This window comes from Streptomyces sp. BK340 (assembly GCF_007827595.1).
Classification (GTDB): Bacteria; Actinomycetota; Actinomycetes; order Streptomycetales; family Streptomycetaceae; genus Streptomyces.
The window spans coordinates 61,319-86,682 of the sequence record NZ_VISR01000019.1 but is presented as its reverse complement, the minus strand read 5'-3'; the positions used below and the strand labels follow the sequence as shown (position 1 = coordinate 86,682).

Here is a 25,364-nt window from a genome sequence, read left to right as displayed (position 1 = left end):
CCTACCAGGTAAAGACCTCATCAAATAGTTTGTGATACGGTTCACGAGAACCCCGGATAGAGCCGAAGGACCGAAGTGCGTCGGTCCAATGGCGTGAGGTCTCGATCACTCAGCCCGGGACTACGCTCGTCCATGACGACACCTGCCCCCCTGTGAAAGCGGAGTTGCCGCCATGCCGTCCAATGACGCCCGGATCCTGGCCCAGGCCGCCGTACCCACGGCTGTCGTCGGCGCACTCTGCGTCGTCGTCAGCGCAGTGGTCGCGGGCGGCAAGGGGGCGATCGGGGCTGTCGTCGCGACGGCGGTCGTGTGCCTCTTCATGGGGTCCGGTCTCTACGTTCTGCAGCGCATCGCGAAGTCGCTTCCGCAGCTCTTCCAGGGCATGGGGCTGATGCTCTACACGGCCCAGTTGCTCCTGCTGGTCGTCTTCGTGGCCGTGTTCAAGGACACGAACCTGTTCAATCCCCGTGTCTTCGCCATCGTTCTCGTGGTCACCACTCTGGCGTGGATCGTCGCGCAGACCCGTGCCCACATGAAGGCCAAGATTCTCTACGTCGAACCTGATGCCTCGTCGACGGGCGACAAGCCCGAGAAGACAGGGCACTCACGGTGAGAGGTAGGGCCGGGATAAAGGCACGCAGGAGATGCTGCTATCGTCCGGTGCCAACTGCGGCATCGCGGGCGCGGGCATCTGAGCTGACGCCTGTTCAATCGCGAGGCGAGATGCCCCACAGCCGCCCCCACATCCGTAACACCAGTCCCGTGCCGAACCGCGGCCCCGCGTCGCGCCGACACAACGAGGTTGCCGTATCTATGCGCCACGATGAAGGAGCCCGCGGTGAGTGCTGACCCGACGCAGGTGCTCGCCTTCGAGTCCGACTGTCACATCTTCACCGGATGTGGATTCCCGGCTCCCGGCCTGCATTCCTTTGTCTTCAAGCCGCTCTTCACTGTCGGCGGGTTCGAGTTCAACAAGCCGATGCTGCTGGCCCTGCTGGGCACGGTCGCGATCGTCGCTTTCTTCTGGGCCGCGTTCGCCAGGCCCAAGCTCGTGCCGGGCAAGCTCCAGATGATCGGTGAGGCCGGGTACGACTTCGTCCGCCGCGGCATCGTCTACGAGACGCTGGGCAAGCGCGAGGGCGAGAAGTACGTACCCCTCATGGTGTCGCTGTTCTTCTTCATCTGGATCATGAACCTGTGGTCCGTGATCCCGCTGGCACAGTTCCCCGTGACCTCCATGATCGCCTTCCCGGCAGGGCTGGCGGCCATCGTCTACATCCTGTGGATGTTCCTGACGTTCAAGAAGCACGGGTTCCTCGGCGGTCTGAAGAACATCACCGGTTACGACAAGTCGCTCGGCGCCGTACTGCCGGTGATCGTGATCATCGACTTCTTCTCGAACGTCCTGATCCGCCCCTTCACGCACGCGGTCCGACTGTTCGCGAACATGTTCGCCGGCCACCTGCTGCTGCTGACCTTCACCATCGGCAGCTGGTACCTGCTGAACGGAGTCGGCATCATCTACGCTGGCGCCTCGTTCGTGATGACCGTGCTGCTCACGGCGTTCGAGCTCTTCATCCAGGCTGTTCAGGCGTACGTCTTCGTACTCCTCGCCTGCAACTACGTTCAGGGCGCTCTCGCCGAGCACCACTGAGCCTCCTCGCCCTCCCTGTCCAACCTGACTGTCCGGTGGCCAACCCCCACCGGTACGCGTAAAGAAGAGAAGGAAGAACCGGCATGTCCGCTCTCCAGACCCTCGCCGCTGACGGCCTCTCCGGCAACCTCGGTTCGGTCGGCTACGGCCTCGCTGCGATCGGCCCCGGCATCGGCGTCGGCATCATCTTCGGTAACGGCACCCAGGCCCTCGCCCGCCAGCCCGAGGCTGCCGGTCTGATCCGCGCCAACCAGATCATGGGTTTCGCCTTCTGTGAGGCCCTGGCGCTGATCGGTATCGTCATGGGCTTCCTCTTCCGTAGCTGAAGCGCGCTTCGACGCAACTCCCTTAGACGGAAGGCACTGATGTGAACGCCCTGGTAACGCTGGCGGCGACAGAGGAGCAGAATCCTCTGATCCCCGAGATCCCAGAGCTTGTCATCGGCCTGATTGCTTTCGCCATCGTCTTCATCTTCCTCGCCAAGAAGCTCCTCCCGACCATCAACAAGGTTCTGGAAGAGCGTCGCGAGGCCATCGAGGGCGGTATTGAGAAGGCCGAGGCCGCGCAGACCGAGGCCCAGAGCGTCCTCGAGCAGTACAAGGCCCAGCTCGCCGAGGCCCGGCACGAGGCCGCGCGCCTGCGCCAGGAGGCGCAGGAGCAGGGTGCCGCCCTCATCGCCGAGATGCGGGCCGAGGGCCAGCGGCAGCGCGAGGAGATCGTCGCCGCCGGTCACGCCCAGATCGAGGCCGACCGCAAGGCTGCCGCGGGCGCCCTGCGTCAGGACGTCGGCAAGCTCGCCACCGACCTGGCCGGCAAGCTCGTCGGTGAGTCCCTCGAGGACCACGCCCGGCAGAGCCGTGTGATCGACCGCTTCCTCGACGAGCTCGAGGAGAAGGCCGAGGCCACGCGATGAACGGAGCGAGCCGCGAGGCCCTGGCAGCCGCACGTGAGCGTCTCGACGCGCTGACGGACTCCACGTCCGTGGACGCCGTCCAGCTCGCGGACGAGCTGGCGGCCGTCACCGCGCTGCTCGACCGCGAGCCCAGCCTGCGTCGGGTCTTCACCGACCCGGCGCAGCCCGGTGAGGCCAAGGCCGAGCTGGTCCGGCGCCTCATCGGCGGCCAGGTCGGCGAGACCACGGTCGACGTCGTGTCCGGCATGGTCCGTTCCCGCTGGTCGCAGTCGCGTGACCTGGTGGACTCGCTGGAGGAGCTGGCGAACATCGCCGACCTCACGGCGGCGGAGAAGGCGAACACGCTCGACGACGTCGAGGACGAGCTGTTCCGGTTCGGCCGGATCGTCGCCTCGAACACCGAGCTGCGCGCAGCGCTCACCGACCGCTCCGCGAGCGCCTCGGCCAAGGTCGAGCTGCTGCACCGGCTCCTCGGCGGCCGGGCCAAGCCCGCCACCGAGCGTCTGGTGACGCGCCTCGTGACCGCGCCGCGTGGACGTAGCCTGGAATCGGGACTGGAGTCCCTGTCCAAGCTCGCCGCCGAGCGCCGGGACCGCATGGTCGCCGTCGTCACCTCGGCGGTGCCGCTGAGCGACGGCCAGAAGCAGCGCCTCGGCGCCGCCCTGACCAAGCTCTACGGCCGCCGGATGCACCTCAACCTGGACGTCGACCCCGAGGTCGTCGGCGGGATCCGGGTGCAGGTCGGTGACGAGGTCATCAACGGTTCCCTCGCGGACCGGCTGGAGGACGCGGCCCGCCGCATGGCGAGCTAGCAGCACCTCGGCATTCGAGAAAAGCAGTACGTACTTACGGCCCTGGTTGGGCCGTGAAGAGGATTCCTGGGGGTCGCCCCCAGACCCCCACCGAAACTTCGGGCCCAACAAGGAGAGCAGGGAACCCAGATGGCGGAGCTCACGATCCGGCCGGAGGAGATCCGGGACGCGCTGGAGAACTTTGTCCAGTCGTACAAGCCGGACGCGGCCTCGCGCGAGGAGGTCGGTACGGTCACCCTTGCCGGCGACGGCATCGCGAAGGTCGAGGGCCTGCCCTCGGCCATGGCCAACGAACTGCTGAAGTTCGAGGACGGCACCCTCGGCCTCGCCCTCAACCTCGAGGAGCGCGAGATCGGTGCCATCGTCCTCGGTGAGTTCAGTGGCATCGAGGAGGGTCAGCCGGTCACGCGTACCGGTGAGGTCCTCTCCGTCGCGGTCGGCGAGGGCTACCTCGGCCGTGTCGTCGACCCGCTCGGCAACCCGATCGACGGCCTCGGCGAGATCGAGACGTCCGGCCGCCGCGCCCTCGAGCTGCAGGCCCCCACGGTCATGCAGCGCAAGTCGGTGCACGAGCCGATGGAGACGGGCTACAAGGCCGTCGACGCGATGACCCCGATCGGCCGTGGTCAGCGTCAGCTGATCATCGGTGACCGCCAGACCGGCAAGACCGCCCTGGCCGTCGACACGATCATCAACCAGCGCGACAACTGGCGCTCGGGCGACCCGAAGAAGCAGGTCCGCTGCATCTACGTCGCCATCGGCCAGAAGGGCTCCACCATCGCCGGCGTGCGCCGCGCGCTGGAGGAGAACGGCGCCCTGGAGTACACGACCATCGTCGCCGCCCCGGCGTCCGACCCGGCCGGCTTCAAGTACCTGGCGCCGTACACCGGTTCGGCCATCGGTCAGCAGTGGATGTACGAGGGCAAGCACGTCCTCATCATCTTCGACGACCTCTCGAAGCAGGCCGACGCCTACCGCGCCGTGTCCCTGCTGCTGCGCCGCCCGCCGGGCCGTGAGGCCTACCCGGGTGACGTCTTCTACCTGCACTCCCGTCTGCTGGAGCGCTGCGCCAAGCTCTCCGACGACATGGGTGCCGGCTCGATGACCGGTCTGCCGATCGTCGAGACCAAGGCCAACGACGTCTCGGCGTTCATCCCGACCAACGTCATCTCCATCACCGACGGCCAGTGCTTCCTGGAGTCGGACCTGTTCAACGCCGGTCAGCGTCCCGCGCTGAACGTCGGTATCTCCGTCTCCCGAGTCGGTGGTTCCGCGCAGCACAAGGCGATGCGCCAGGTCTCCGGCCGTCTCCGCGTGGACCTCGCCCAGTTCCGTGAGCTGGAGGCGTTCGCCGCCTTCGGATCCGACCTGGACGCCGCGTCGAAGCAGCAGCTGGAGCGCGGTCAGCGCATGGTCGAGCTGCTGAAGCAGGACCAGTACCAGCCGATGGCCACCGAGGACCAGGTCGTCTCCGTCTGGGCCGGCACCAACGGCCGTATGGACGACGTTCCGGTCGTCGACATCCGCCGCTTCGAGAAGGAGCTGCTGGACTACCTGCACCGCAAGGAGTCGGGCCTGCTCACCTCGATCCGCGAGGGCGCCAAGATGTCGAACGACACCATCCAGGCGATCGACGACGCCATCGCGGAGTTCAAGAAGCAGTTCGAGACCTCGGACGGCAAGCTGCTCGGCGAGGACGTTCCTGCCGCTGCCGCCAAGTGACGTAAGGAAGGGACCTGACTCATGGGAGCCCAGCTCCGGGTCTACAAGCGTCGCATCCGATCCGTCAGCGCGACCAAGAAGATCACGAAGGCGATGGAGATGATCGCCGCCTCGCGCGTCGTCAAGGCGCAGCGCAAGGTGGCGGCCTCCACGCCGTACGCGACCGAGCTGACGCGCGCGGTCACGGCGGTCGGTACGGGTTCGAACACCAAGCACCCGCTCACCACGGAGGCGGAGAACCCGACCCGTGCCGCGGTCCTGCTCCTCACGAGCGACCGCGGTCTGGCCGGCGCCTTCAACTCCAACGCCATCAAGGCGGCGGAGCAGCTGACCGAGCGCCTGGAGCGCGAGGGCAAGCAGGTGGACACGTACATCGTCGGCCGCCGTGGTGTCGCCCACTACAACTTCCGTGAGCGCAAGATCTCGGAGTCGTGGACGGGCTTCACCGACGAGCCGTCGTACGCGGACGCCAAGAAGGTGGCGGAGCCTCTGATCGAGGCCATCGAGAAGGACTCGGCCGAGGGCGGCGTGGACGAACTCCACATCGTCTACACCGAGTTCGTCTCGATGATGACGCAGACCGCGCTCGACGCACGGCTGCTGCCGCTGCGTCTCGAAGAGGTCGCGGAAGAGGCCGTCCCCACGGGCGAGATCCTCCCGCTGTACGACTTCGAGCCCTCGGCGGAGGACGTCCTCGACGCCCTGCTGCCGCGCTACGTGGAAAGCCGTATCTACAACGCGCTGCTCCAGTCGGCCGCTTCGAAGCACGCCGCCACGCGGCGCGCGATGAAGTCGGCCACCGACAACGCGGGCGAGCTGATCAACACGCTCTCCCGTCTTGCCAACGCGGCCCGCCAGGCCGAAATCACCCAGGAAATCAGCGAGATCGTCGGTGGCGCGAGCGCCCTGGCCGACGCGACCGCGGGGAGTGACCGATAATGACCACCACTGTTGAGACCGCGGCGGCTACGGGCCGCGTCGCCCGGGTCATCGGCCCGGTCGTCGACGTGGAGTTCCCCGTCGACGCGATGCCGGAGATCTACAACGCCCTTCACGTCGAGGTGGCCGACCCGGCCAACGCCGGCGAGAAGAAGACGCTGACCCTCGAGGTCGCCCAGCACCTGGGCGACGGCCTGGTCCGCACCATCTCCATGCAGCCCACCGACGGTCTGGTCCGCCAGGCCGCGGTCACCGACACCGGCAACTCCATCACGGTGCCCGTCGGTGACTTCACCAAGGGCAAGGTGTTCAACACCCTCGGTGAGGTGCTGAACGTCGACGAGAAGTACGAGGGCGAGCGCTGGGGCATCCACCGCAAGGCCCCGAACTTCGACGAGCTCGAGTCGAAGACCGAGATGTTCGAGACCGGCGTCAAGGTCATCGACCTGCTGACCCCGTACGTCAAGGGCGGCAAGATCGGTCTGTTCGGTGGTGCCGGCGTCGGCAAGACGGTGCTCATCCAGGAGATGATCTACCGCGTCGCCAACAACCACGACGGTGTCTCCGTGTTCGCCGGTGTCGGTGAGCGCACCCGTGAGGGCAACGACCTCATCGAGGAGATGACCGACTCGGGCGTCATCGACAAGACCGCCCTGGTCTTCGGTCAGATGGACGAGCCCCCGGGCACCCGTCTGCGCGTCGCGCTGGCCGGCCTCACCATGGCCGAGTACTTCCGTGACGTCCAGAAGCAGGACGTGCTGTTCTTCATCGACAACATCTTCCGCTTCACGCAGGCCGGTTCCGAGGTGTCGACCCTGCTCGGCCGTATGCCCTCCGCGGTGGGCTACCAGCCGAACCTGGCCGACGAGATGGGTCTCCTCCAGGAGCGCATCACCTCGACCCGTGGTCACTCGATCACCTCGATGCAGGCGATCTACGTCCCCGCGGACGACCTGACCGACCCGGCCCCGGCCACCACCTTCGCCCACCTCGACGCGACGACGGTTCTGTCCCGTCCGATCTCCGAGAAGGGCATCTACCCGGCCGTGGACCCGCTGGACTCCACGTCCCGGATCCTGGACCCGCGCTACATCGCTGCGGATCACTACAACGCGGCCATGCGCGTGAAGACGATCCTGCAGAAGTACAAGGACCTCCAGGACATCATCGCGATCCTCGGTATCGACGAGCTGGGCGAGGAGGACAAGCTCGTTGTCCACCGTGCCCGTCGTGTGGAGCGCTTCCTGTCCCAGAACACCCACGTCGCCAAGCAGTTCACCGGCGTGGACGGCTCGGACGTGCCGCTCGACGAGTCGATCGCCGCGTTCAACGCGATCTGCGACGGTGAGTACGACCACTTCCCCGAGCAGGCGTTCTTCATGTGCGGTGGCATCGAGGACCTCAAGGCCAACGCCAAGGAGCTGGGCGTCTCCTGAGCCTCGCGCTCATCTGAGAGGGGCGCGGACCCACCCTTCCCGGGGTGTGTCCAGCCCCTCTCTCCACGCCCATTAGAATTGACCCCAACACCCGGCACTACCGCCGGGTGGTGACCCGAGGAGCCACCCATGGCTGCTGAGCTGCACGTCGAGCTGGTCGCCGCCGACCGCCAGGTCTGGTCCGGTGAGGCCACCCTGGTCGTCGCGCGCACCACGTCCGGCGACATCGGCGTCATGCCCGGTCACCAGCCGCTGCTCGGTGTGCTGGAGTCGGGCCCGGTGACCATCCGTACGAGTGATGGTGGAACGGTCGTCGCCGCGGTGCACGGCGGTTTCATCTCGTTCGCGGACAACAAGCTGTCGCTGCTGGCGGAGATCGCCGAGCTGTCGGACGAGATCGATGTCCAGCGCACGGAGCGCGAGCTCGAGCGCGCGAAGGCGGAGGACGACGCCGAAGCCGAGCGTCGTGCGGATGTCCGCCTGCGGGCGGCGACCGCGGCGCGCTGATCCAGCGCGCAGTATGACGTCACTCAGCCGCGGCCGGCCCGGAGCAATCCGGTGCCGGTCGCGGCTGAGGCAGATGTGGGTGTTTTTTCCTTTTCATTACTCAGTTTCATCGCTTAGGAGACGAGGAGGTCGGTGCCGATGGTCCTCGCTCTGACTGTGTGCGGGATCGTGATCGCGCTCGTGGTGGTGGGACTGTTCCTGTTCGGACTGCGCCGCAGACTGATCCAGCGCTCCGGCGGTACCTTCGACTGCTCGCTGCGCTGGGACGTGCCCGAGAAACCGGACACCAACGGCAAGGGCTGGAGCTACGGCGTCGCCCGTTACAACGGCGACCGCATCGAGTGGTACCGCGTCTTCTCCTACGCCCCCCGCCCGCGCCGCACGCTGGAGCGCGCCGCCATCGAGGTGGCCGGCCGCCGGCTGCCCGAGGGCGAGGAGGAGCTGGCGCTGCTCTCCGACGCGGTGGTCCTCGCCTGTACCCACCGGGGCACGCGCCTCGAACTGGCGATGAGCGAAGACGCGCTGACCGGTTTCCTCGCGTGGCTCGAAGCAGCCCCGCCCGGTCAGCGCGTCAATGTTGCTTAGGCGTTCTACAGGTTGTTGCTGATGGCGCTCACCAGCTCGCCGTTGCTGGTGTCACCGCTGAACTCCCAGAAGAACGCGCCGCCGAGGCCCTGGTTCTTGGCCCACGCCATCTTCGTCGCGATGGTGGCGGGGGTGTCGTACGACCACCAGTTGCTGCCGCAGTGCGCGTACGCCGTACCCGCGACCGTGCCGGTCGCCGGGCAGGACGTCTTCAGCACCTTGTAGTCCTCGATGCCCTGCTCGTAGGTGCCGGCCGCGGGACCCGTGGCCGTGCCGCCCGGGGCGTCCTGCGTCACACCGGTCCAGCCGCGGCCGTAGAAGCCGATGCCGATGAGCAGCTTGCTCGCGGGGACACCGATCGCCTTGTACTTGGCCATCGCGTCGGCGGTGGTGAAGCCCGCCTTCGGGATGCCGCTGTACGAGGTGAGCGGGGAGTGCGGGGCCGTCGGGCCCTGGGCGTCCCAGGCACCGAAGAAGTCGTACGTCATCACGTTGTACCAGTCGACGTACTGGGCGGCGCCCGCGTAGTCGGCGGCCTCGATCTTGCCGCCGGAGGAGCCGTCGGCCGTGACGGCCGAGGTGACCAGGTTCTTCGAGCCGAACTTGGCGCGGAGCGCGGCGATCACGTTCTTGTAGGCCGCGGCCCCGCTGGTGTCGCAGCTCAGGCCGCAGGCGTTCGGGTACTCCCAGTCGATGTCGATGCCGTCGAAGACGTCGGCCCAGCGCGGGTCCTCGACCAGGTCGTAGCAGGACTGCGCGAACGCGGCCGGGTTCTTGGCGGCCTCGCCGAAGCCACCGGACCAGGTCCAGCCGCCGAAGGACCACAGCACCTTGATGTTCGGGTACTTCGCCTTCAGCTCGCGCAGCTGGTTGAAGTTGCCGCGCAGTGGCTGGTCCCAGGTGTCCGCGACGCCGCTGACCGACTGGTCGGCGGTGAACGCCTTGTCGTAGTCGGCGTAGGAGTCGCCGATCGCGCACTTGCCGCCGGTGACGTTGCCGAAGGCGTAGTTGATGTGCGTGATCTTCGACGCCGAGCCGGACGTCACCAGGTTCTTGACGTTGTAGTTGCGCCCGTAGATGCCCCACTCGGTGAAGTAGCCGAGCTTGACCTTGTTGCCGGTGGGCGGGGGAGTGGTGCCGCCGCCGGTGGTGTGCACGGCGACGGCGCCGCTGACCGGTCCGGTCTGGTCGGCGGTGTCGCGGGCCTGCACGGTGTAGGAGTAGTCGGTGCCTGCGGTGAGGCCGGTGTCCGTGTACGACGTGGTCGTCACGGTGCCGACGACCTTGCCGTCGCGCAGCACGTCGTAGTTCTTGACGCCCTTGTCGTCGGTGGCCGCGCTCCAGCCGAGCTTCACCGAGGTGTCGGTGACGGAGGACGCGGTCGGGGTGCCGGGCGCCGAGGGGGCCGCGTCACCGGGGACCGTGGTGCCGTCGCAGCTGTCGCCGTTGAGCTTGCAGTTGGACGGCGAGCCGGAACCGGCGCCGTTGAAGCCGAAGGAGACGGTGGCGCCCGGGGCCAGGGTGCCGTTGTACGACTTGTTCTTGGCGGTCCAGTGGGTACCGGAGTTGGTGACGTCCGCGTCCCATGCGGAGGTGACCGACGTACCGGAGGGGAAGTCCCACTCGACGGTCCAGGAACTGATGCTGCTGGTGCCGGTGTTCTTGATGGTCCACTGACCGCCGAAGCCGGTTCCCCAGTCGCTGGACTTGGTGTAGGTGGCGGTGGCGTTCGTCGCGGCCTGGGCGGTGCCCGCGAGGCCGACCAGGCCGGCCAGGGGGAGCAACAGGGTCGCGAACCCTGCCGCGGCTCTGTGTCTGAAGCGCATGCTGCGCCTCCCTCTTGTGTCGGGGGTGTCAGGGGCATGACTGAGCCTTCACGCCCACGGTGCCGCGAGAATAGAAAGGTCTGGACCACAGGTCAATAGGTCTGGACCACTTGCCGGACGGGCCCGCTAGATCCCCAACTCCTGTGCCAGCACCGCGGCTTGGACCCGGCTGCGCAGCTCCAGCTTCGCCAGCAGACGGCTGACGTGCGTCTTCACCGTGCCCTCCGCCATCTCCAGCCGTGCCGCGATCTCGGCGTTGGACAGCCCCTCGCCGATGCGCGACAGCACCTCGCGCTCACGCCGCGTGAGACTGTCCAGCACGGCCGGGTCGGCCGTCGGCTCGCGCACCGGCTTCGCCGCGAACTCGGCGATCAGCCGCCGGGTGACGGCCGGTGCGACGATCCCCTCGCCGCGCGCCACCGTCCGTACGGCCTCCAGCAGATCGCGCGCCTCGGTGTTCTTCAGCAGGAACCCGGCCGCCCCCGCCCGCAGGGCCCCGAACACGTACTCGTCGAGGTCGAAGGTGGTCAGCACCAGGACGTCCGCCGTCCCTTCCGCGACGATCTGCCGGGTCGCCGACACCCCGTCCAGCAACGGCATCTGAACGTCCATCAGCACCACGTCGGGCCGCAGCTCCCGGGCCAGCTCGACCGCCTGCTGCCCGTCCGCCGCCTCTCCGGCCACCTCGATGTCGGGCGCGCTGCCGAGGATGAGGACCAGACCGGCGCGTACGGCGGACTGGTCCTCGGCCACGAGCACCCGGACGGCGCGGTTCATGCGGGGTCTCCTTCGGTGAGCGGAAGAGCGGCGCGTACGGCCCAGCGGCCGCCCTCGGGCCCGGCCTCGAAGCTGCCGCCGAGCAGCGCGGCCCGCTCCCGCATCCCGGTGAGACCGGCGCCGGAGCCGGGGGCACGAGGGCTGTCGCCGGGCCGGTACGGGCTGGTCACCCGCACCTGAAGTGTGCCGTCCTCCTGCCGCAGGGCGACATGGACACGCCCCTTCGCCGCATGCTTCAGGGCGTTGGTCAGCGACTCCTGCACGATCCGGTAGGCGGCCAGCTCGACCGGCACGGGCACGCTGTCATGGCCGGCGTCGAGGGTCACCTCCAGACCGTTCGAGCGGGCGCCCTCGACCAGGGCACCGAGGCCGTCGAGCGTGGGTGACGCGGCGGGCTCCCGGTCGCCGGAGCCGTCCCGCAGGATCCCGATCAGCCGCCGCATCTCGGCCAGCCCCTCGACGCTGTTCTCCCGGATGACCGCCAGCGCGTCCATGGAGGTCTTCGGGTCGTCCAGGGAGAGCGCGGCCGTCGAGTGGATGGCTATCGCCGACAGGTGGTTGGCCACCATGTCGTGCAACTCCCGGGCGAACCGGGCCCGTTCGGCGGTGACCGCCTGGGTGCGGTCCATCTCGGCCAGCAGCGCGGTCTGTTCGGCGCGCAGCCGGGCCGTCTCGGCCGCGTCGCGGTGGTTGCGCACCACCCAGGCCGTGGAGGCCGGCGCGAACGCGACCACGCCGACGCCCACACCGATCAACAGCGCCTGCGGGTCGCGCCACAGGGCGGCGGGCACGACTCCGCCGAGGACCGTCAGCATCCCGGTGATCCAGGGGATCCGCCGGGCGGCGGCGGGGCTGCCGTACAGGACGGCCGCGTACACCAGGTCGGTGTAGAGCACGACCGTGACGACACTGCCGAGGGTCACCGTGTCCAGGGTCAGTGCGACGGTGCCGGCCAACAGGCCGACACGCGGCCGGATGCGGCGCAGCGGTTCACAGGCGGCGGTCATCACGAGCGGAACCAGCGGGGCCCAGGGCGCCTGCCACAGCACGAGATGGTCCGAGGCCGCGCGCGGGTGGATCCCGAGCACCCACAGCAGCACCCCGCCGAGCAGTCCGCCCACGGTGATGCGCAGGTCGTCGCGGTGCGGGAGGGGGAGTGCGAGGGGCATGACCCCATCCAACACGGCCCGCGGCCACCACGCGTGCGCCTGGGGAAGGGTCCCCGACTGCAACTTTCGATTACGGCGCGTTCGCCCGCGCCGACGATGATGCGCGGTCCGGCCGACGGCAGCCTGGAAGGGTGAGCGAAGGGGGAGAGCCTTGATCGTCGGGTTGATCGTCGCCTGTGAGGTGGCCTTCTGGGTGCTGCTGGCCGCCGGGCTGGCCTTCCGCTACCTGTGGCGCATGCCCCGCACGGGCCTCGCGCTGCTGCTGTGCGAGCCGCTGCTGGAGGTCGTGCTGTTCGTGGTGACCGCGATCGACCTCAAGAACGGCGCGGAACCCGACTGGCGGCACGGCCTCGCCGCCGTCTACATCGGCTTCACCGCCGGCCTCGGCCGTTCCACGGTCAGGTGGGCGGACGCCCGCGTCGCCCACCGCTTCGCCGGTGGCCCGCCGCCCGTGAAGCCCCCGAAGTACGGCACGGCCCGCGCCGTCCACGAGTGGAAGGTCGCGGGCCGCTGGATCCTGTCCGCGCTCGTCGCCCTCGCCCTGCTGCAGGGCGCGGCCTGGTACGTCGGCGACGACGGCGACACCGGCTCGCTGCGGGCGTGGCAGCTGAGGATGGTGTGGGTGATCGGGATCAACGTGGTGATCGCCGCGAGCTACACGCTGTTCCCCAGACTCCCCGAGGCGACCGAGGCCGCCGACGCCTCCGAGCGGGAGCGCTAACGCTCCCCGCCCGGCACCCACAGCACGTCCCCGGTCTCCTTGTTCGCGGTCCTGGCCAGAATGAACAGCAGATCGGAGAGCCGGTTCAGGTAGGTCGCGGTGAGCGGGTTCATGTGCTCGCCGTGCACCTCGAGGGCCGCCCAGGTGGAGCGCTCGGCGCGGCGGACCACCGTGCAGGCCTGGTGCAGCAGGGCCGCGCCGGGGGTGCCGCCGGGGAGGATGAAGGAGCGCAGCTTCTCCAGGCGCTCGTTGAAGCGGTCGCAGTCCGCCTCCAGCCGGTCGATGTAGAACTGCTCGACCCGCAGCGGCGGGAACTCCGGGTTCTCCACCACCGGCGTCGACAGGTCCGCGCCCACGTCGAACAGGTCGTTCTGGACGCGGGTGAGGACCTCGACGACCTCCTCCTCCAGGCCGCCCAGCGCGATCGCGGTGCCGATCACCGCGTTGGCCTCGTTGGCGTCGGCGTACGCCGAGATCCTGAGGTCGGTCTTGGTGACCCGGCTCATGTCACCGAGGGCGGTGGTGCCCTTGTCGCCGGTCCTGGTGTAGATGCGCGTCAGATTGACCATGAGAAACTTGCGCGAACATTCCGGCTTCAAGCCGTTATGCCCGCGTGTTCTCCTTCCTTGTGATGTAGGCGTATCCATCGGCCCGCTGGAGGAGACGGACGTGTCGGTGATGAATGTCGGTGACTGTGCCGTGGGCCGTTCTGATGTTGAACGTGCCGCGGGTGCGGACCGCGACACGGCCGGTGTACCTGCCCGCCTTGGTGCCTGTGGGGACGATCGCACGGACGAGATCCCCTGTGGCGAAACCGTGAAACCGCTTCTGCCTGGGCAATCGCAGACGGGGGAAGCCAAACGCGTCGGCACGGGTACGGCTATAGGTGCCGCGCCCGGTTGCGGTAGCAGCAAGGACGTCTGCCGGGTGCTGATCGACGGTGCCGACCTGGCCGACACACAATGCATCCAGAGTGTGGGATTTGGGGAGGCGGGCGCGTTGTCGGTTCCACTTCGTGCGGCCGCCTGAAGAGGCATGTACCACTGTGGGGAACTCGGCTTTAAGCGCATGGAACAGTTCCCAGCGGGTGGCGTTGATCGCCGCCGTGTCCCGCAGCGGGGCCTTGGCCTGGGCCAGGACTCTTGCAAGGACCTTGGGCCGATGCCGCAGGAAGTCCTCCACGGCATGGCTGCCTTTGGCCTGGTTGCACGGGGCACACGCTATAGCCAGGTTGTCGACGCGGCTGGACCCGCCGCGTGAGCGCGGCCGGATGTGGTCGACGTTCAGTGGCACCCCGGTAGTGCCGCAGTACACGCAGGCCCGGCCCCACTTGGCCAACAGGTACTCACGGATCTCCGTGCCGTGCAGTGTGCCGTGCTGGTACTCGACACCTTCCAGAGGTCTTCCTGCGCTGAGAGCGTGGGTGTCGAACGCGGCCAACTCCACGTGAACCGCGACCACAGGTGCCCACCGGGCCAGCCGAACAGCCCATGTCATGGTCGTGTCCACGCGGTGCCGCAACGAAGGGGGCAGCCAGCCTTCAGGTCGGGCACGGTTGCAGAAGCGGGGTGGACGGTACCGCACGTTGCGGGACCTGCGACCGCACCGGTAGCTCGCTCGTCGGGCCAGACTGTCCCGGACCTGTGCGCCCCTATGGGTGAGTTCCACGTGGTACAGCCCACGACGGTTCCCATGCCTGGCCGTGAACACGGATAGGCCGGTGTGCTTGCTACCAGGGTCAATCCCCAGTTCGACACCGTCCACCTGGGATCTCTCGACGGTGCGGTCCTTGAGCCGGATCACGAAGGGAGTGTGCCGGTGCACCACCGCCCGCCCGCAGCTGAGCAGCTTCCGCGCCCTGGCCGGCGAGGTTGGCTGCATAGGGAGGCCGTGTCGGTCGAGTACGAACACGACCGGATCGACGGCACGGGCCTCACGGCCCTTCTCCCGACCCTCGCGGGCCGGGGTGACGTCACCGGTAGCAGGTGAACCACCGATGATCTCCCCTCGCACATGTTCTACGCCGGGTGCCTTACGGCCTTCGAATCCCGTTTCGTCCCTGTTCCCGGGGGTGTCTGCTGAGTCGAATTCCAGAGCAGGCCGCTGAGGAAGCACGGCCTGGTGGGTCTGCTGTCCTGCGTGGAACGTAGCCAACTTCGGTCACCTCCTTCAGCGAGTTGACTGGTGCTGGTCACACGGGAGCCTGCTCTGCTGGGCAGGCTCTGGCCGATAGAGCCAGGGAACGTGTGACACGGCCAGCGTAGTTACGTCCAGACTCATAGCCTCCACCTTCGTGGACGCGTGAGCTAGGAGCGAACACTCGTGCCTTGCGTTGTGAGCAACGTCCATCGGCGCAGAAAGTCACGCCAACACACGAAAATGGATGAGGGGCTCACCGCTAGACCTGTCTCGTAACTGATCTCCGATCTGATGTGGGCATGGTCGGTCGAGGACCGTCCAGCTCGCTTATCCGGTGCGGGATGACCAGCCCGTTCCGCCGGGAGCCGTCGTCGGCAATGGCGGTCGTGGCGTCGACGGCGTCCTCCACACCGGACCTGCTCCAGGCCCGGCAGTCGTTGCTGTCACCTGGCAGCTACCGTCCGACCACCATGAACAGAGGATGTCGGCATCGACGACAACTTGGTGGTTGGTTGACGACGGTGAGCACGGTGTCCTTGCGGAACCGTCGGCGTGGCCGCAGCGCGAGCAGCGGGGGAGGTGATCGACGATCCGGTCCGCCGAGGACTTCGACACCCCGAACAGCGAGGTCAATTGACACATGGCCGGTCCGTGAAGAACTTGCCGAAGGAGCGCCGGCTCAGCCGGGTGAACGGAACTATGCGAGAAGGGGCCCGATGCCGTGATCACACCAGCCACAGCACAAGATCATCCAACTCCAGGGCCCCAGGACATGGCTGAGGCGAACCGTGGAACACTCCTCATTGTGGGAGAGCCAGTCGAGATCGTGCCTTACGACTCTGCTTGGCCAGCGACGTTCGCCAAGTGGGGCGTGGGCCTACGTGCTGCTCTCGGTGATGCTGTAGCTCGTATCGACCACATCGGGTCCACCTCGGTGCCAGGACTGGCGGCCAAACCGGTGATCGACATCCAGATCTCAGTGGTATCGCTGGAGTTGACGGACGCGTACCTGGGCTCGCTGACGGGCATCGGCTTCGTATACCGGGCGGACAATCCGGAACGGACCAAGCGGTACTTCCGGGAACCTCACGGTCAGCACCGCACACACCTGCACGTGCGACAGCTAGGTCGTATGGGACATCGTCAGACGGGCTGACGCCTGGGCCCAGCACACCGGCTGGATCCCCGCTCCCAGTGACGCCTGAACCTCGCCTCCGGATCACAGCTGGAGCCGAGTTCGTCGCAGTTATGGGAGAACCCGTGCTTACGCTCCGGCCGTCCGGAACACACGTGTGCCCACTGTCACGGCGAGCCCCGCGAAGCCGACCGCGACGAGGACGCCGTACAGCATGTGCGCGCTCGTGTACTGACCGACGTACGCGTCGCGCACCGCGTCCACCAGGTAGCGGAACGGGACGAAGTGCGAGAGCACGTCCAGCCAGGCGGGCGCGAGGGTCATCGGGAGCATCAGGCCGGACAGCAGCATCGACGGCATCGACAGCGCGTTGATCAGCGGACCGAACTCCTGCGGGGTGCGGACCCGCATGCCCAGCGCGTACGACAGCGAGGCCAGCGAGAGCGTGAGCAGGGCGACGAAGCCGAAGCCGATGAGGATGCCCGGCAGGGGTGCGCGCAGGCCCATCACCACCGCGGCGAGCACCAGCAGCACCGCCTGGAAGACGAAGACCGTGGCGTCGCGCAGCACCCGGCCCAGGAGCAGGGCGAGCCGGCTGACCGGCGTCACCCGCATCCGCTCCACCACCCCCTGGGCGTTCTCCATGATGATCGTGAAGCCCGCGAACAGCGCCCCGAAAAGCCCGAGTTGGAGCAGCAGCCCGGGCACCAGCACCTGCCAGGAACTGCCCTTCCCGCCGAGCGGCAGGTCGGTGAGGAGCGGGCCGAAGAACAGGAGATAGAGGAGCGGGGTCAGCACGCCGAAGAGCAGCGCGAAGCGGGAGCGCAGGGACTGGCGGAGGTAACGGCCGTAGACGAGGCCGGTGTCGTGAAGAAGCATCTCTCTGATTCCGTGAGCGATCCGACGTGAACGGTCCTATACGGCGACGGGGGCGGTGTCGGCCGTCGGAGCAGGGCCGCGGCCGGTGATAGCGAGGAAGGTGTCCTGGAGGGTGGCGTCGATCGAGCCGCCGTGGGCGAGCTTGAGCGCGCTCGGCGTGCCGTCGGCCACGACGACGCCCCGGTCGACGACCACCAGCCGGTCGGCGAGCGCGTCGGCCTCGTCCAGGTAGTGGGTGGTCAGGAAGACCGTGGTGCCGTGCTCGTCGCGCAGCCGGCGGACCAGGTCCCACAGGTCGGCCCGGCTGCCCGGGTCCAGTCCGGTCGTCGGCTCGTCCAGGAACAGCACCTTCGGCCGGTGGGTGAGCGCCATCGCGATGTCGAGGCGCCGCCGCTGCCCGCCGGACAGGGCACCCGTCTTCCGGTCGAGCAGTTCGGTGAGGCCCAGTTCCCGGGCGAGTTCCGCGGCGCGTTCGACTGCCTCGGCCTTCGGCAGGCGGTACATCCGGGCCTGGGTGACCAGCTCCTCCCGGACGGTGATCTGCGGGTCCACCCCGCCGGACTGGGCGACGTAGCCGGAGGCCCGGCGCACTCCGGCCGCATCGGTCGCCAGGTCGCACCCGGCGACGGTGGCCGCGCCGCCGCCGGGTTTCAGCAGCGTGGTGAGCATGCGCAGGGTGGTCGTCTTGCCGGCGCCGTTGGGGCCGAGGAAGCCGAGGATCTCGCCCTCGCGGACGGTGAGGTCGACGCATCGCACGGCCTCCACCGGGCCGGATCTCGTCTGGAAGGTGCGGGCCAGTCCGGCCGCGCTGATGACTGCTGCCATGCCCTCAGAAAAACAGAGTCTCTGAAATTTTGCAATGACCCCAAGTTTTCAATGGGTCCAGCAAAGCTAGGATGCGGACATGACCGAGGGACTCAGGGAGCGGAAGAAGCGGCAGACCAGGCAGTACATCTCGGATGTCGCCACGGGGCTGTTCCTGGAGCGGGGCTTCGACGCCGTGACGGTCGCGGAGATCGCCGAGGCCGCGAACGTCTCCGTCAACACCGTCTACAACTACTTCCCCGCGAAGGAGGACCTCTTCTTCGACCGCTCCGCGGGCATGGCCGACCGGCTCGCCCGCTGGGTGCGGGGCCGCCCCGCCGGCGAGTCCGCGATCGGCGCGGTCCTGCGCGAGCTGCGCGAGGAGGTCGAGGCGGTCTCGCCCCGGGTCGGTCTGATCCCCGGGTACGCGAGCTTCATGCGGGTCATCGAGGAGGCCCCCGCGCTGCGCTCCCGGCTGTGGGCCATCGCCCAGGAGGTCCAGGCCAACCTGGAACAGGCGCTGCGCGAGGAGACCGGCGCCGCCGACGGCGACGAACTGCCCACTCTGATGGCAGGTCAGATCGGCTGGGTGCACAGTACGGTCATGGCGGTCATCTCGCGCGAGATGGTCAAGGGGGGCGAACCGCGCGAAGTGTCACGAGAGGTGCTCGTTCTCCTCGACGACATCGAGGACCTGCTGAGCGAAAAGGTCCTCAACTACGCCGTCCGGGGCGCCTCCTGAGCCGGATGTCATTGGGGTCAAGAGGTCGCGGTTCACATCCTGCAGGCCCGAAGACCTGCCTCGCCGCGCTTCCCTCTGGTGGGGGGCAAGCTTCTGGAGCGGAGCGACACGGCCAGGGGGCGTGCGAAGAAGGAGACCCCGCGTTCGATCGCCGATCTCGCGGCGGCGGCCGAACAGCAGGCGGGGCACTGGCTCGACCGCGAGGTGTGGTGGCGCGTCGCGATGGCTGCGGGCAGCGGCGCGAAGGCCGCGAAGTACTTCGCCCTCGCCCGGGACGCCCACCGGGCTGAGGGCACCCACCGCGCCGAGGGCATCAGGCGTGACACCTACTACGCACTCCTCGCGCGCTACGACGAAATCAGAACCTCCCCCGAGCCGGCACTCCCCGCGCTCGCCCCGTGACGGTCCACCCACAAGGTCCTCGCGCATGGCGAACCCCTGCCTGGCTCCGAACGGGAAACAGTGTGCGGAAAACACCACGCCACTCTCGCGTATCAGTTCTGTTGTCGCACCCGTGTCCTCAGGGTGTGAGGCATCGTTACCCCGATGGAAGGTGGGCAGTCTTCGGCGGAGGGAGGTAGGTCGTGCTGCTCGGCAGGAAGTCTCGGCTTGAACCGTGCCATCCTCGACAAAGGGTGGCACTCCCATCCGGACAATCGCGGGTCACAGGGCGTGGAGACCTCGGCGCAGGCCGGTCTGTGAAGCGCCAACCAGTGTGAACCCGCAAGGAATTAGCACTGCGACCGCGAGGTCTTAATCCCTCCGGCCTCGGTCGGCGGGAGTATCGCCAAGTCCGTCAATTGAGACGTGATGGGCGTCTCACGCGTTGAGACGTGACGCGCGTTACTTACCGCTCACACAGCGGCTCCGGAGCGCTATGGTCCGCCGAAGAGCCAGACGTCAACAGCGTTGAGGGAGTCGGAGTGGCACGGAAGCTCGCCGTCATCGGGGCCGGTCTCATGGGATCCGGCATCGCCCAGGTCGCCGCACAGGCGGGCTGGGACGTCGTTCTGCGCGACGTCACCGACGAGGCAATCAAGCGTGGCACCGACGGCATCAAGGCCTCGTACGACAAGTTCGTGGGCAAGGGCAAGCTGGCGGCGCACGACGCCGAGGCCGCCCTCGCCCGCATCACCGCCACCACCGACCTGGACGCCGCCGCCGACGCCGACATCGTCGTGGAGGCCGTCTTCGAGAAACTGGAGGTCAAGCACGAGATCTTCCGCGCGCTCGACAAGATCGTGCGCCCGGAGACCGTGCTCGCCTCCAACACCTCCGCCATCCCGATCACCAAGATCGCGGCGGCCACCGAGCACCCCGAGCGGGTCGTCGGTGTGCACTTCTTCTCGCCGGTGCCGATGATGCAGCTCGTCGAGCTCGTCCGCGGCTACAAGACCAGCGACGAAACCCTCGCCACCGCGCGGGAGTTCGCCGAGTCCGTCGGCAAGACCTGCATCGTCGTCAACCGCGATGTCGCCGGGTTCGTGACCACCCGGCTCATCTCCGCGCTCGTCGTCGAGGCGACCAAGCTCTACGAGTCCGGCGTCGCGACCGCCGAGGACATCGACCTCGCCTGCAAGCTGGGCTTCGGCCACGCCATGGGCCCGCTGGCCACCGCGGACCTGACCGGCGTCGACATCCTGCTGCACGCCACCAGCAACATCTACACCGAGTCCCAGGACGAGAAGTTCGCCGCGCCGGAGCTGATGCGCCGGATGGTGGACGCCGGTGACATCGGGCGCAAGAGCGGGCAGGGCTTCTACAAGTACTGATCCGTACACGACCGGACGCACACCCCGGGAGCTTCACTCCCGGGGGTGAATTCGGTATCGGTTCGCTTACAAGCAGCAACCGCTCTGCCGTCCAGGCAGTCAGACGTTGCACAGCACCAGCACCAGCACCGTCACGGAGTACGCCACACCGCACTCAACGGGGAGCGCATATGTACATCAGGGGCGACCACGCCGAGCTGGTCGTCGGGGGCCGCCTCGACGTCCGCAGCGCGGCGGACGCCCGTACGGCCCTGCACTCGGCCGTCGACACCGGAGTCGGCGACCTGGTGCTCGACCTGTCCGAACTGGACTCCTGGGACGCCACCGGACTCGGGGTGATCATGGGTGCCCACCGGCGGGCCGGCCGCTGCGGGCGCCGTCTGGTGCTGCGCGGTGTCCCGCCGCAGATGCAGCGCCTCCTGGTGGCCACCCGGCTGCACCGCATCCTCGCCATCGAGGGCGGCATCGGGGTGGAGTCGCTCCCCCGCGTGTGACGCGTCCCGGGTGAACACCCCGATCGGGTGTGAACCGGGCGACAGGGGAGACCCGGACGCAGCTGCCGAAGCGCACGTCGAGGGCAATCCTCACCGGACTGTGATGCTTCGGACCGCGCGGCACCCCGCCCTGTCGTAGATACTGTGCGAAGGTTTAGGGTTCGGTCGCCCGCTGCCTCGCATCCCTCGATCGAGCGGGCCCGGACCAGACGCGACAGCGCGGTGTGCAGCAAGGCCGGGAGGGGCCGGTACGTCCGGGCACACGACGCTCTTGGGGGGCTTGAACCTATGGACCCGATCACTCCGGGACCCGGGGAGCACGGCCAGGCTCAGAGCCGCCGCCCGCCCCGGGAATCCCTCACCTCCGACTTCGGCCAGAGCACGCCCGCGCTCGCCCGCACGGCGCAGCTGGTCTCCGGCGACTTCCTGCTGACCGTCAATCCGGTCGACGGCAGCGAGATAGAACCCTGCCCGCCGCACCAGCGGCCGGGGTCCCCGCGCAAGCGGACCGCCGCCGAGCGCGCCGAGACCGAGCGCGCCGCCCGCCCGCCGGTGCCGGCGGGTCCGGCGCAGCCCACGCTCGCCCTCCTCGAGCGCCAGGACGACCGCGAGCGCCTGGTCCGCCTCCTCGCCCGCGGCCGGTCCGCGCGCCTCACCGGCCCCGCCGGCTCCGGCCGCACCGCGCTGCTCGACCTGGTCGCCGAGGACTGCCTGGACCTCGCCCCCGACGGCGTGGTCCACCTCACCGGCTTCCGCCGCACGGCCACCGACCTCCTGCACGACCTCTTCCACGCCGTCTACGACGCCCCCCTGTACCGGCCCGAACGAGGCCGGTTGCTCGAACTGGTCGCCGAGATCGGCGCGGTCGTGGTCGTGGACGACCTCGAACTCGGCGGCGCCGCCCTGGACGAACTGCTCGCCGCCACCCCCGAGTGCGCCTTCCTGCTCGCCGCCACCCCGGACGTCCCCGCGCCCGCCGCCGACTCCGACGTCGAGGAGGTCTTCCTCACCGGCCTGGACCGCGCGGCCGGCGTGGAGCTCCTGGAGCGCGCCGTGGGCCGGGTCCTCACCGAGGACGAGGCCAACTGGGCCGGCGACCTGTGGTTCGAGTCCGAGGGGCTGCCGCTGCGGTTCGTCCAGGCCGGCGCCCTGCTCCGGCAGCGCGAGCAAGTGCGCGCCAGCACCGGCGCGGTGGACGCGTACGGCGTCTTCGAGGACGTACGCATTCCGGTCGAGGAACCCCTGGACGCGGCGGAGGCGGAGGACGTCCCGCTGCCGTCCCTCGGCGAGGCCGCCGCGCCCGCGCCGCTGCTCGCCTCCCGGCTCAGCGCCTCCGCCCGCGCCACCCTGCGCTTCGCCGTCGCCCTCGGCGGCGAGGTGCCGCACCAGGCACATCTGCCCGCGCTGGTCGGCGACACCCACGCGGACGCCGCGCTCGGTGAACTCGCGAGCTGCGGACTGGTCTCTCCGGTCGGCTCCCGCTACCGCCTCGCGGCCGGGGTGCCCGCCCAGCTCGAGGCCGCCGGGTACGCCGCCGACGCGGCTGCCCAGGCCCTGACCGCAGCCGAGCACTACGCCTGGTGGGCCGGGCACCCCTCGGTCACGCCCGAGCGGGTGTCCGCCGAGGCCGACGCGGTCCTCGCCGCGCTCGCGGTCGTGGTGCCGGACACCGTGCCACCGGTCGAGGGCGAGGAGAGCGTCGCGGTACGGCTCGCCCGCACGGCCGCGCCCGCCTTCGCCGCCGGGCTGCACTGGAGCGCCTGGGAACGGGCGCTGCGGTCCGGTGCCGAGGCCTCCCGGCTCTCCGCCGAGGTCTCCGAACAGGCCTGGTTCCACCACGAGTTGGGCATACTCGCGCTCTGCGGCGGACAGCTCGACCGGGCCCGCGCCGAGCTGGAGTCCTCGAGCGGCCTGCGCGCGGCACTCGCCGACAAGCGGGGCACCGTGGCCGGACGCCGGGCCCTTGCCCTGGTCGCCGACCTCGCGGGCGATGTGCCCGGGTCGATGGCGGGCGAGGAGATACCGGACGCCCGGCACGAGGAGTCGGCGTCGCCTCCCGGCGGGCTGGCGGTGCCCTACCAGCCGACGTACGCCCCCGCCGACGACACCCTGGTCACGCACCAGCCCCCGGCCCTCAAGTCGCTGGGCGGCATCCGCCGTCTGGCCCGGCGCAACATGGTCGCGGCCGGCTCCGGCGCCCTGCTCGCCGCCGTCCTCGGCACGGTCGTCACGCTCGGCATGACGTCCCACGAGAGCGCGGACAAGAACCCGGCCGGACAGGTCGGCGTCAATCCGTCCGCGACCCAGGGACTGGACGACGGGGGCCTGGGCGCGGACCCGAAGAAGGACAGCGGCTCGACCGGCAGCGCCGGCACGCCCGCCGACACCCCGACGGACCCGGACACCGCCGGCACCTCGGACGACCCGTCGTCGGCCTCGGCCACGACCCGGCCCTCCGGCAGCGGCAAGCCGACCGGTGGCAAGACCTCGGGCACGCCGTCCAGGACGCCCAGGCCGTCGGGCTCGTCCAGCTCGCCGGGCGGCGGCTCGACCGGCGGGAGCACCGGTGGCTCCACGGGCGGCTCGACCGGCGGCTCGACGGGTGGGACGACGGGCGGCTCCACGGGCGGCTCGACCGGCGGGAGCACCGGCGGCTCCACGGGCGGCACGACCGGCGGGAGCACCGGCGGCTCCACCGGTGGGACCACGGGCGGCACGTCGGGAGGCACCACCGGCGGTTCGACCACGGGCGGCACGTCGGGCGGAAGCACCACCGGCGGTTCGACCACGGGCGGCACCGACGCCGGCACGACCGGGAGCACGACGACCGGCTCGTCGTCCCCCACCTCGAGCGACTCGGCGAGCGCGCCGGTGGGCAGCGGTCAGGCCGTCGTGATGTGACGTCCTGCACGCACGGCAGAAGGGCGGGTCCGGTCCGGACCCGCCCTTCTGCTCGTACCCGGCCGGCCGGTCAGAACAGCCGCAGCTTGTCGTCCTCGATCCCGCGCATCGCGTCGTAGTCCAGGACCTGGCAGTTGATGCCGCGGTCCGTGGCGAGGACCCGGGCCTGGGGCTTGATCTCCTGGGCCGCGAAGACGCCGCGGACCGGCGCGAGATGCGGGTCGCGGTTCAACAGCTCCAGGTAGCGGGTGAGTTGCTCCACGCCGTCGATCTCACCGCGGCGCTTGATCTCCACGGCGACCGTCTGCCCGTCCGCGTCCCGGCACAGGATGTCCACCGGGCCGATCGCGGTCATGTACTCGCGGCGGATGAGGGTGTAGCCCTCGCCGAGCGTCTCGATGCGGTCGGCGAGCAGCTCCTGCAGGTGCGCTTCCACGCCGTCCTTGATCAGACCGGGGTCCACACCGAGCTCGTGCGAGGAGTCGTGGAGGATCTCCTCCATCGTGATGATCAGTTTCTCGCCCGCCTTGTTGACGACGGTCCACACGCCCTCGTCCTCGCCCGTGCCCTCCTTGAGGGTGCAGGGCGGCGACATCCAGTTGAGGGGCTTGTAGGCCCGGTCGTCCGCGTGGATGGAGACGCTGCCGTCCGCCTTGACCAGGATCAGGCGGGGCGCCGAGGGCAGGTGGGCGGTGAGCCGGCCGGCGTAGTCGACCGAGCATCGGGCAATGACGAGACGCATGGTCGGCAACGCTACTCGACACCCATGGGTGGACGCGATTCGCCCTCCCCACCGCCCGCCCCCGGCGTCAATCGTGACCCGGTGGGTCACCCCATTCATCCGGGAAACTCGTGTTCATCCCTGGCCGATTGTGTGCCCAAAGGGACCGTTCCATATACGCATTCTGCTGGTGTGGTCACCGACCGTTGCCTACCGTAGTAAACGGGAGGTCGCGACCTGTGTACCGAGCGTGTTCGAAATCGCGAACTTCCTTATCTGTCAGGCAACCCCTGCTCGTCGGGGGTGCGAGAGGAGAACCCATGTCGCTCGACGTCTCACCGGCCCTACTCGAACAGGCCGAGCGAGGCGAGGTCGACGAAGCAGCTTTCGTCGACTGCGTCCGGACCTCCCTGCCCTACGCGTGGGAGATGATCAGCTCCCTGGTGGCCCAGCTGAAGGTGGACGGCGGTCCCTTCGCCGACAACCAGACGCCCCCGCCGGACGAGCAGGCACGCGGTCAGCTGCTGCGTGCGCTCGCGAGTGACGCCATACGCGGAGCGCTGCAGCGGCACTTCGGTGTGCGGCTGGCCTTCCAGAACTGCCACCGGGTGGCGGTGTTCCCTCTGGACGCCTCGGTTGACGAGACATTGGCCCGCTTCACCTCGGTGCGCAGCCAGTTGCTGAACCAGTCGCCGGAGCTTCGGGACTGCTGACAC

General features: G+C 68.9%; 26 protein-coding genes and 1 pseudogene. 18 read left to right on the top strand and 9 right to left on the bottom strand.

Annotated elements, in window-relative coordinates; genetic code table 11:
• Positions 1-172 precede the first annotated feature (172 nt).
• From FB157_RS29170 to FB157_RS29125, 10 genes are all read left to right on the top strand, one after another.
• On the top strand, positions 173-613 hold the full coding sequence (locus FB157_RS29170) for a hypothetical protein (protein ID WP_145883648.1): 441 nt from the start codon (positions 173-175) through the stop codon (positions 611-613).
• A gap of 210 nt (positions 614-823) precedes the next feature.
• Complete coding sequence (gene atpB, locus FB157_RS29165) at positions 824-1,654, top strand: F0F1 ATP synthase subunit A (protein ID WP_145883647.1); 831 nt, start codon at positions 824-826, stop codon at positions 1,652-1,654.
• 83 nt (positions 1,655-1,737) lie between these two features.
• Positions 1,738-1,980, top strand: coding sequence for an ATP synthase F0 subunit C (gene atpE, locus FB157_RS29160; RefSeq protein ID WP_097252404.1), 243 nt, complete (start codon positions 1,738-1,740; stop codon positions 1,978-1,980).
• A 41-nt stretch (positions 1,981-2,021) separates the two neighbouring features.
• Positions 2,022-2,567: a F0F1 ATP synthase subunit B gene (locus tag FB157_RS29155; protein WP_145883646.1), complete on the top strand. Its 546-nt coding sequence runs from the start codon at positions 2,022-2,024 to the stop codon at positions 2,565-2,567.
• On the top strand, positions 2,564-3,379 hold the full coding sequence (locus FB157_RS29150) for a F0F1 ATP synthase subunit delta (protein ID WP_145883645.1): 816 nt from the start codon (positions 2,564-2,566) through the stop codon (positions 3,377-3,379). The genes FB157_RS29155 and FB157_RS29150 overlap by 4 nt, the downstream gene beginning before the upstream one ends.
• 129 nt (positions 3,380-3,508) lie before the next feature.
• Complete coding sequence (gene atpA / locus FB157_RS29145; RefSeq protein ID WP_145883644.1) at positions 3,509-5,101, top strand: F0F1 ATP synthase subunit alpha; 1,593 nt, start codon at positions 3,509-3,511, stop codon at positions 5,099-5,101.
• Between the two features lie 21 nt (positions 5,102-5,122).
• Entirely contained in the window at positions 5,123-6,040 is a 918-nt protein-coding gene (locus FB157_RS29140; protein WP_145883643.1) for a F0F1 ATP synthase subunit gamma, read from the top strand.
• Positions 6,040-7,476, top strand: coding sequence for a F0F1 ATP synthase subunit beta (atpD, locus tag FB157_RS29135; protein ID WP_145883642.1), 1,437 nt, complete (start codon positions 6,040-6,042; stop codon positions 7,474-7,476). Before FB157_RS29140 ends, atpD begins: the two co-directional genes overlap by 1 nt.
• Before the next feature lie 129 nt (positions 7,477-7,605).
• Positions 7,606-7,983, top strand: a complete 378-nt coding sequence (locus FB157_RS29130; RefSeq protein ID WP_094216090.1) for a F0F1 ATP synthase subunit epsilon — start codon at positions 7,606-7,608, stop codon at positions 7,981-7,983.
• A 138-nt stretch (positions 7,984-8,121) separates the two neighbouring features.
• Positions 8,122-8,568 carry a DUF2550 domain-containing protein gene (locus tag FB157_RS29125; protein ID WP_145883641.1) on the top strand — a complete coding sequence of 149 codons (447 nt, stop codon included), beginning with the start codon at positions 8,122-8,124 and terminating at the stop codon, positions 8,566-8,568.
• A gap of 5 nt (positions 8,569-8,573) precedes the next feature.
• Here FB157_RS29125 and FB157_RS29120 read toward each other — a convergent pair whose 3' ends face one another.
• The 3 genes from FB157_RS29120 to FB157_RS29110 all read right to left on the bottom strand — a co-directional run bounded on the left by FB157_RS29120 (position 8,574) and on the right by FB157_RS29110 (position 12,340).
• Entirely contained in the window at positions 8,574-10,394 is a 1,821-nt protein-coding gene (locus FB157_RS29120) for a glycoside hydrolase family 18 chitinase (protein WP_145883640.1), read from the bottom strand.
• Positions 10,395-10,520: 126 nt separating this feature from the next.
• Positions 10,521-11,171 carry a response regulator transcription factor gene (locus FB157_RS29115; RefSeq protein WP_145883639.1) on the bottom strand — a complete coding sequence of 217 codons (651 nt, stop codon included), beginning with the start codon at positions 11,169-11,171 and terminating at the stop codon, positions 10,521-10,523.
• Positions 11,168-12,340: a sensor histidine kinase gene (locus FB157_RS29110; protein ID WP_145883638.1), complete on the bottom strand. Its 1,173-nt coding sequence runs from the start codon at positions 12,338-12,340 to the stop codon at positions 11,168-11,170. The genes FB157_RS29115 and FB157_RS29110 overlap by 4 nt, the downstream gene beginning before the upstream one ends.
• Positions 12,341-12,491: 151 nt before the next feature.
• Here FB157_RS29110 and FB157_RS29105 point away from each other — a divergent pair, with 151 nt between their 5' ends.
• Entirely contained in the window at positions 12,492-13,061 is a 570-nt protein-coding gene (locus tag FB157_RS29105; protein WP_145883637.1) for a hypothetical protein, read from the top strand.
• Here the strand turns inward: FB157_RS29105 and FB157_RS29100 are convergent.
• The 3 genes and pseudogenes from FB157_RS29100 to FB157_RS48705 all read right to left on the bottom strand — a co-directional run.
• Positions 13,058-13,630, bottom strand: a complete 573-nt coding sequence (locus FB157_RS29100; protein ID WP_145883636.1) for a cob(I)yrinic acid a,c-diamide adenosyltransferase — start codon at positions 13,628-13,630, stop codon at positions 13,058-13,060. The two genes, FB157_RS29105 and FB157_RS29100, sit on opposite strands and share 4 nt — an antisense overlap.
• A 34-nt stretch (positions 13,631-13,664) precedes the next feature.
• On the bottom strand, positions 13,665-14,972 hold the full coding sequence (iscB, locus tag FB157_RS29095; RefSeq protein ID WP_145883715.1) for an RNA-guided endonuclease IscB: 1,308 nt from the start codon (positions 14,970-14,972) through the stop codon (positions 13,665-13,667).
• A 559-nt stretch (positions 14,973-15,531) separates the two neighbouring features.
• Positions 15,532-15,938: pseudogene (locus tag FB157_RS48705) on the bottom strand (IS5/IS1182 family transposase); the annotation flags it as partial.
• 34 nt (positions 15,939-15,972) lie between these two features.
• Here FB157_RS48705 and FB157_RS29090 point away from each other — a divergent pair.
• Entirely contained in the window at positions 15,973-16,356 is a 384-nt protein-coding gene (locus tag FB157_RS29090; RefSeq protein ID WP_145883635.1) for a GrpB family protein, read from the top strand.
• 108 nt (positions 16,357-16,464) lie between these two features.
• Here the strand turns inward: FB157_RS29090 and FB157_RS29085 are convergent, their stop codons facing one another.
• On the bottom strand, positions 16,465-17,214 hold the full coding sequence (locus FB157_RS29085) for an ABC transporter permease (protein ID WP_145883634.1): 750 nt from the start codon (positions 17,212-17,214) through the stop codon (positions 16,465-16,467).
• Positions 17,215-17,250: 36 nt separating this feature from the next.
• Positions 17,251-18,039 (bottom strand): ABC transporter ATP-binding protein, encoded by a 789-nt coding sequence (locus FB157_RS29080; RefSeq protein ID WP_145883633.1) that lies wholly within the window; start codon positions 18,037-18,039, stop codon positions 17,251-17,253.
• Between the two features lie 79 nt (positions 18,040-18,118).
• On the opposite strand from FB157_RS29080, the gene FB157_RS29075 reads away from it, so the two are divergent.
• The 5 genes from FB157_RS29075 (at position 18,119) to FB157_RS29055 (ending at position 23,927) form a co-directional block, all read left to right on the top strand.
• Positions 18,119-18,760, top strand: a complete 642-nt coding sequence (locus FB157_RS29075) for a TetR/AcrR family transcriptional regulator (protein ID WP_145883632.1) — start codon at positions 18,119-18,121, stop codon at positions 18,758-18,760.
• Between the two features lie 78 nt (positions 18,761-18,838).
• Positions 18,839-19,162 (top strand): hypothetical protein, encoded by a 324-nt coding sequence (locus tag FB157_RS29070; protein WP_145883631.1) that lies wholly within the window; start codon positions 18,839-18,841, stop codon positions 19,160-19,162.
• Positions 19,163-19,683: 521 nt separating this feature from the next.
• Positions 19,684-20,532, top strand: coding sequence for a 3-hydroxyacyl-CoA dehydrogenase family protein (locus FB157_RS29065; protein WP_145883630.1), 849 nt, complete (start codon positions 19,684-19,686; stop codon positions 20,530-20,532).
• Between the two features lie 170 nt (positions 20,533-20,702).
• The gene (locus tag FB157_RS29060) at positions 20,703-21,026 is read left to right on the top strand and encodes an STAS domain-containing protein (protein ID WP_030656141.1); all 324 of its coding nucleotides are present in this window, start codon (positions 20,703-20,705) and stop codon (positions 21,024-21,026) included.
• Between the two features lie 288 nt (positions 21,027-21,314).
• Entirely contained in the window at positions 21,315-23,927 is a 2,613-nt protein-coding gene (locus FB157_RS29055; RefSeq protein ID WP_145883629.1) for an ATP-binding protein, read from the top strand.
• Between the two features lie 70 nt (positions 23,928-23,997).
• On the opposite strand, the gene nucS is transcribed toward FB157_RS29055, so the two are convergent.
• A complete protein-coding gene (nucS, locus tag FB157_RS29050; protein ID WP_031171882.1) occupies positions 23,998-24,669 on the bottom strand; it encodes an endonuclease NucS in 672 nt (223 codons plus the stop codon).
• Positions 24,670-24,968: 299 nt separating this feature from the next.
• Here nucS and FB157_RS29045 point away from each other — a divergent pair, with 299 nt between their 5' ends.
• Positions 24,969-25,361, top strand: a complete 393-nt coding sequence (locus FB157_RS29045; RefSeq protein ID WP_030656147.1) for an SCO5389 family protein — start codon at positions 24,969-24,971, stop codon at positions 25,359-25,361.
• Positions 25,362-25,364 lie beyond the last annotated feature (3 nt).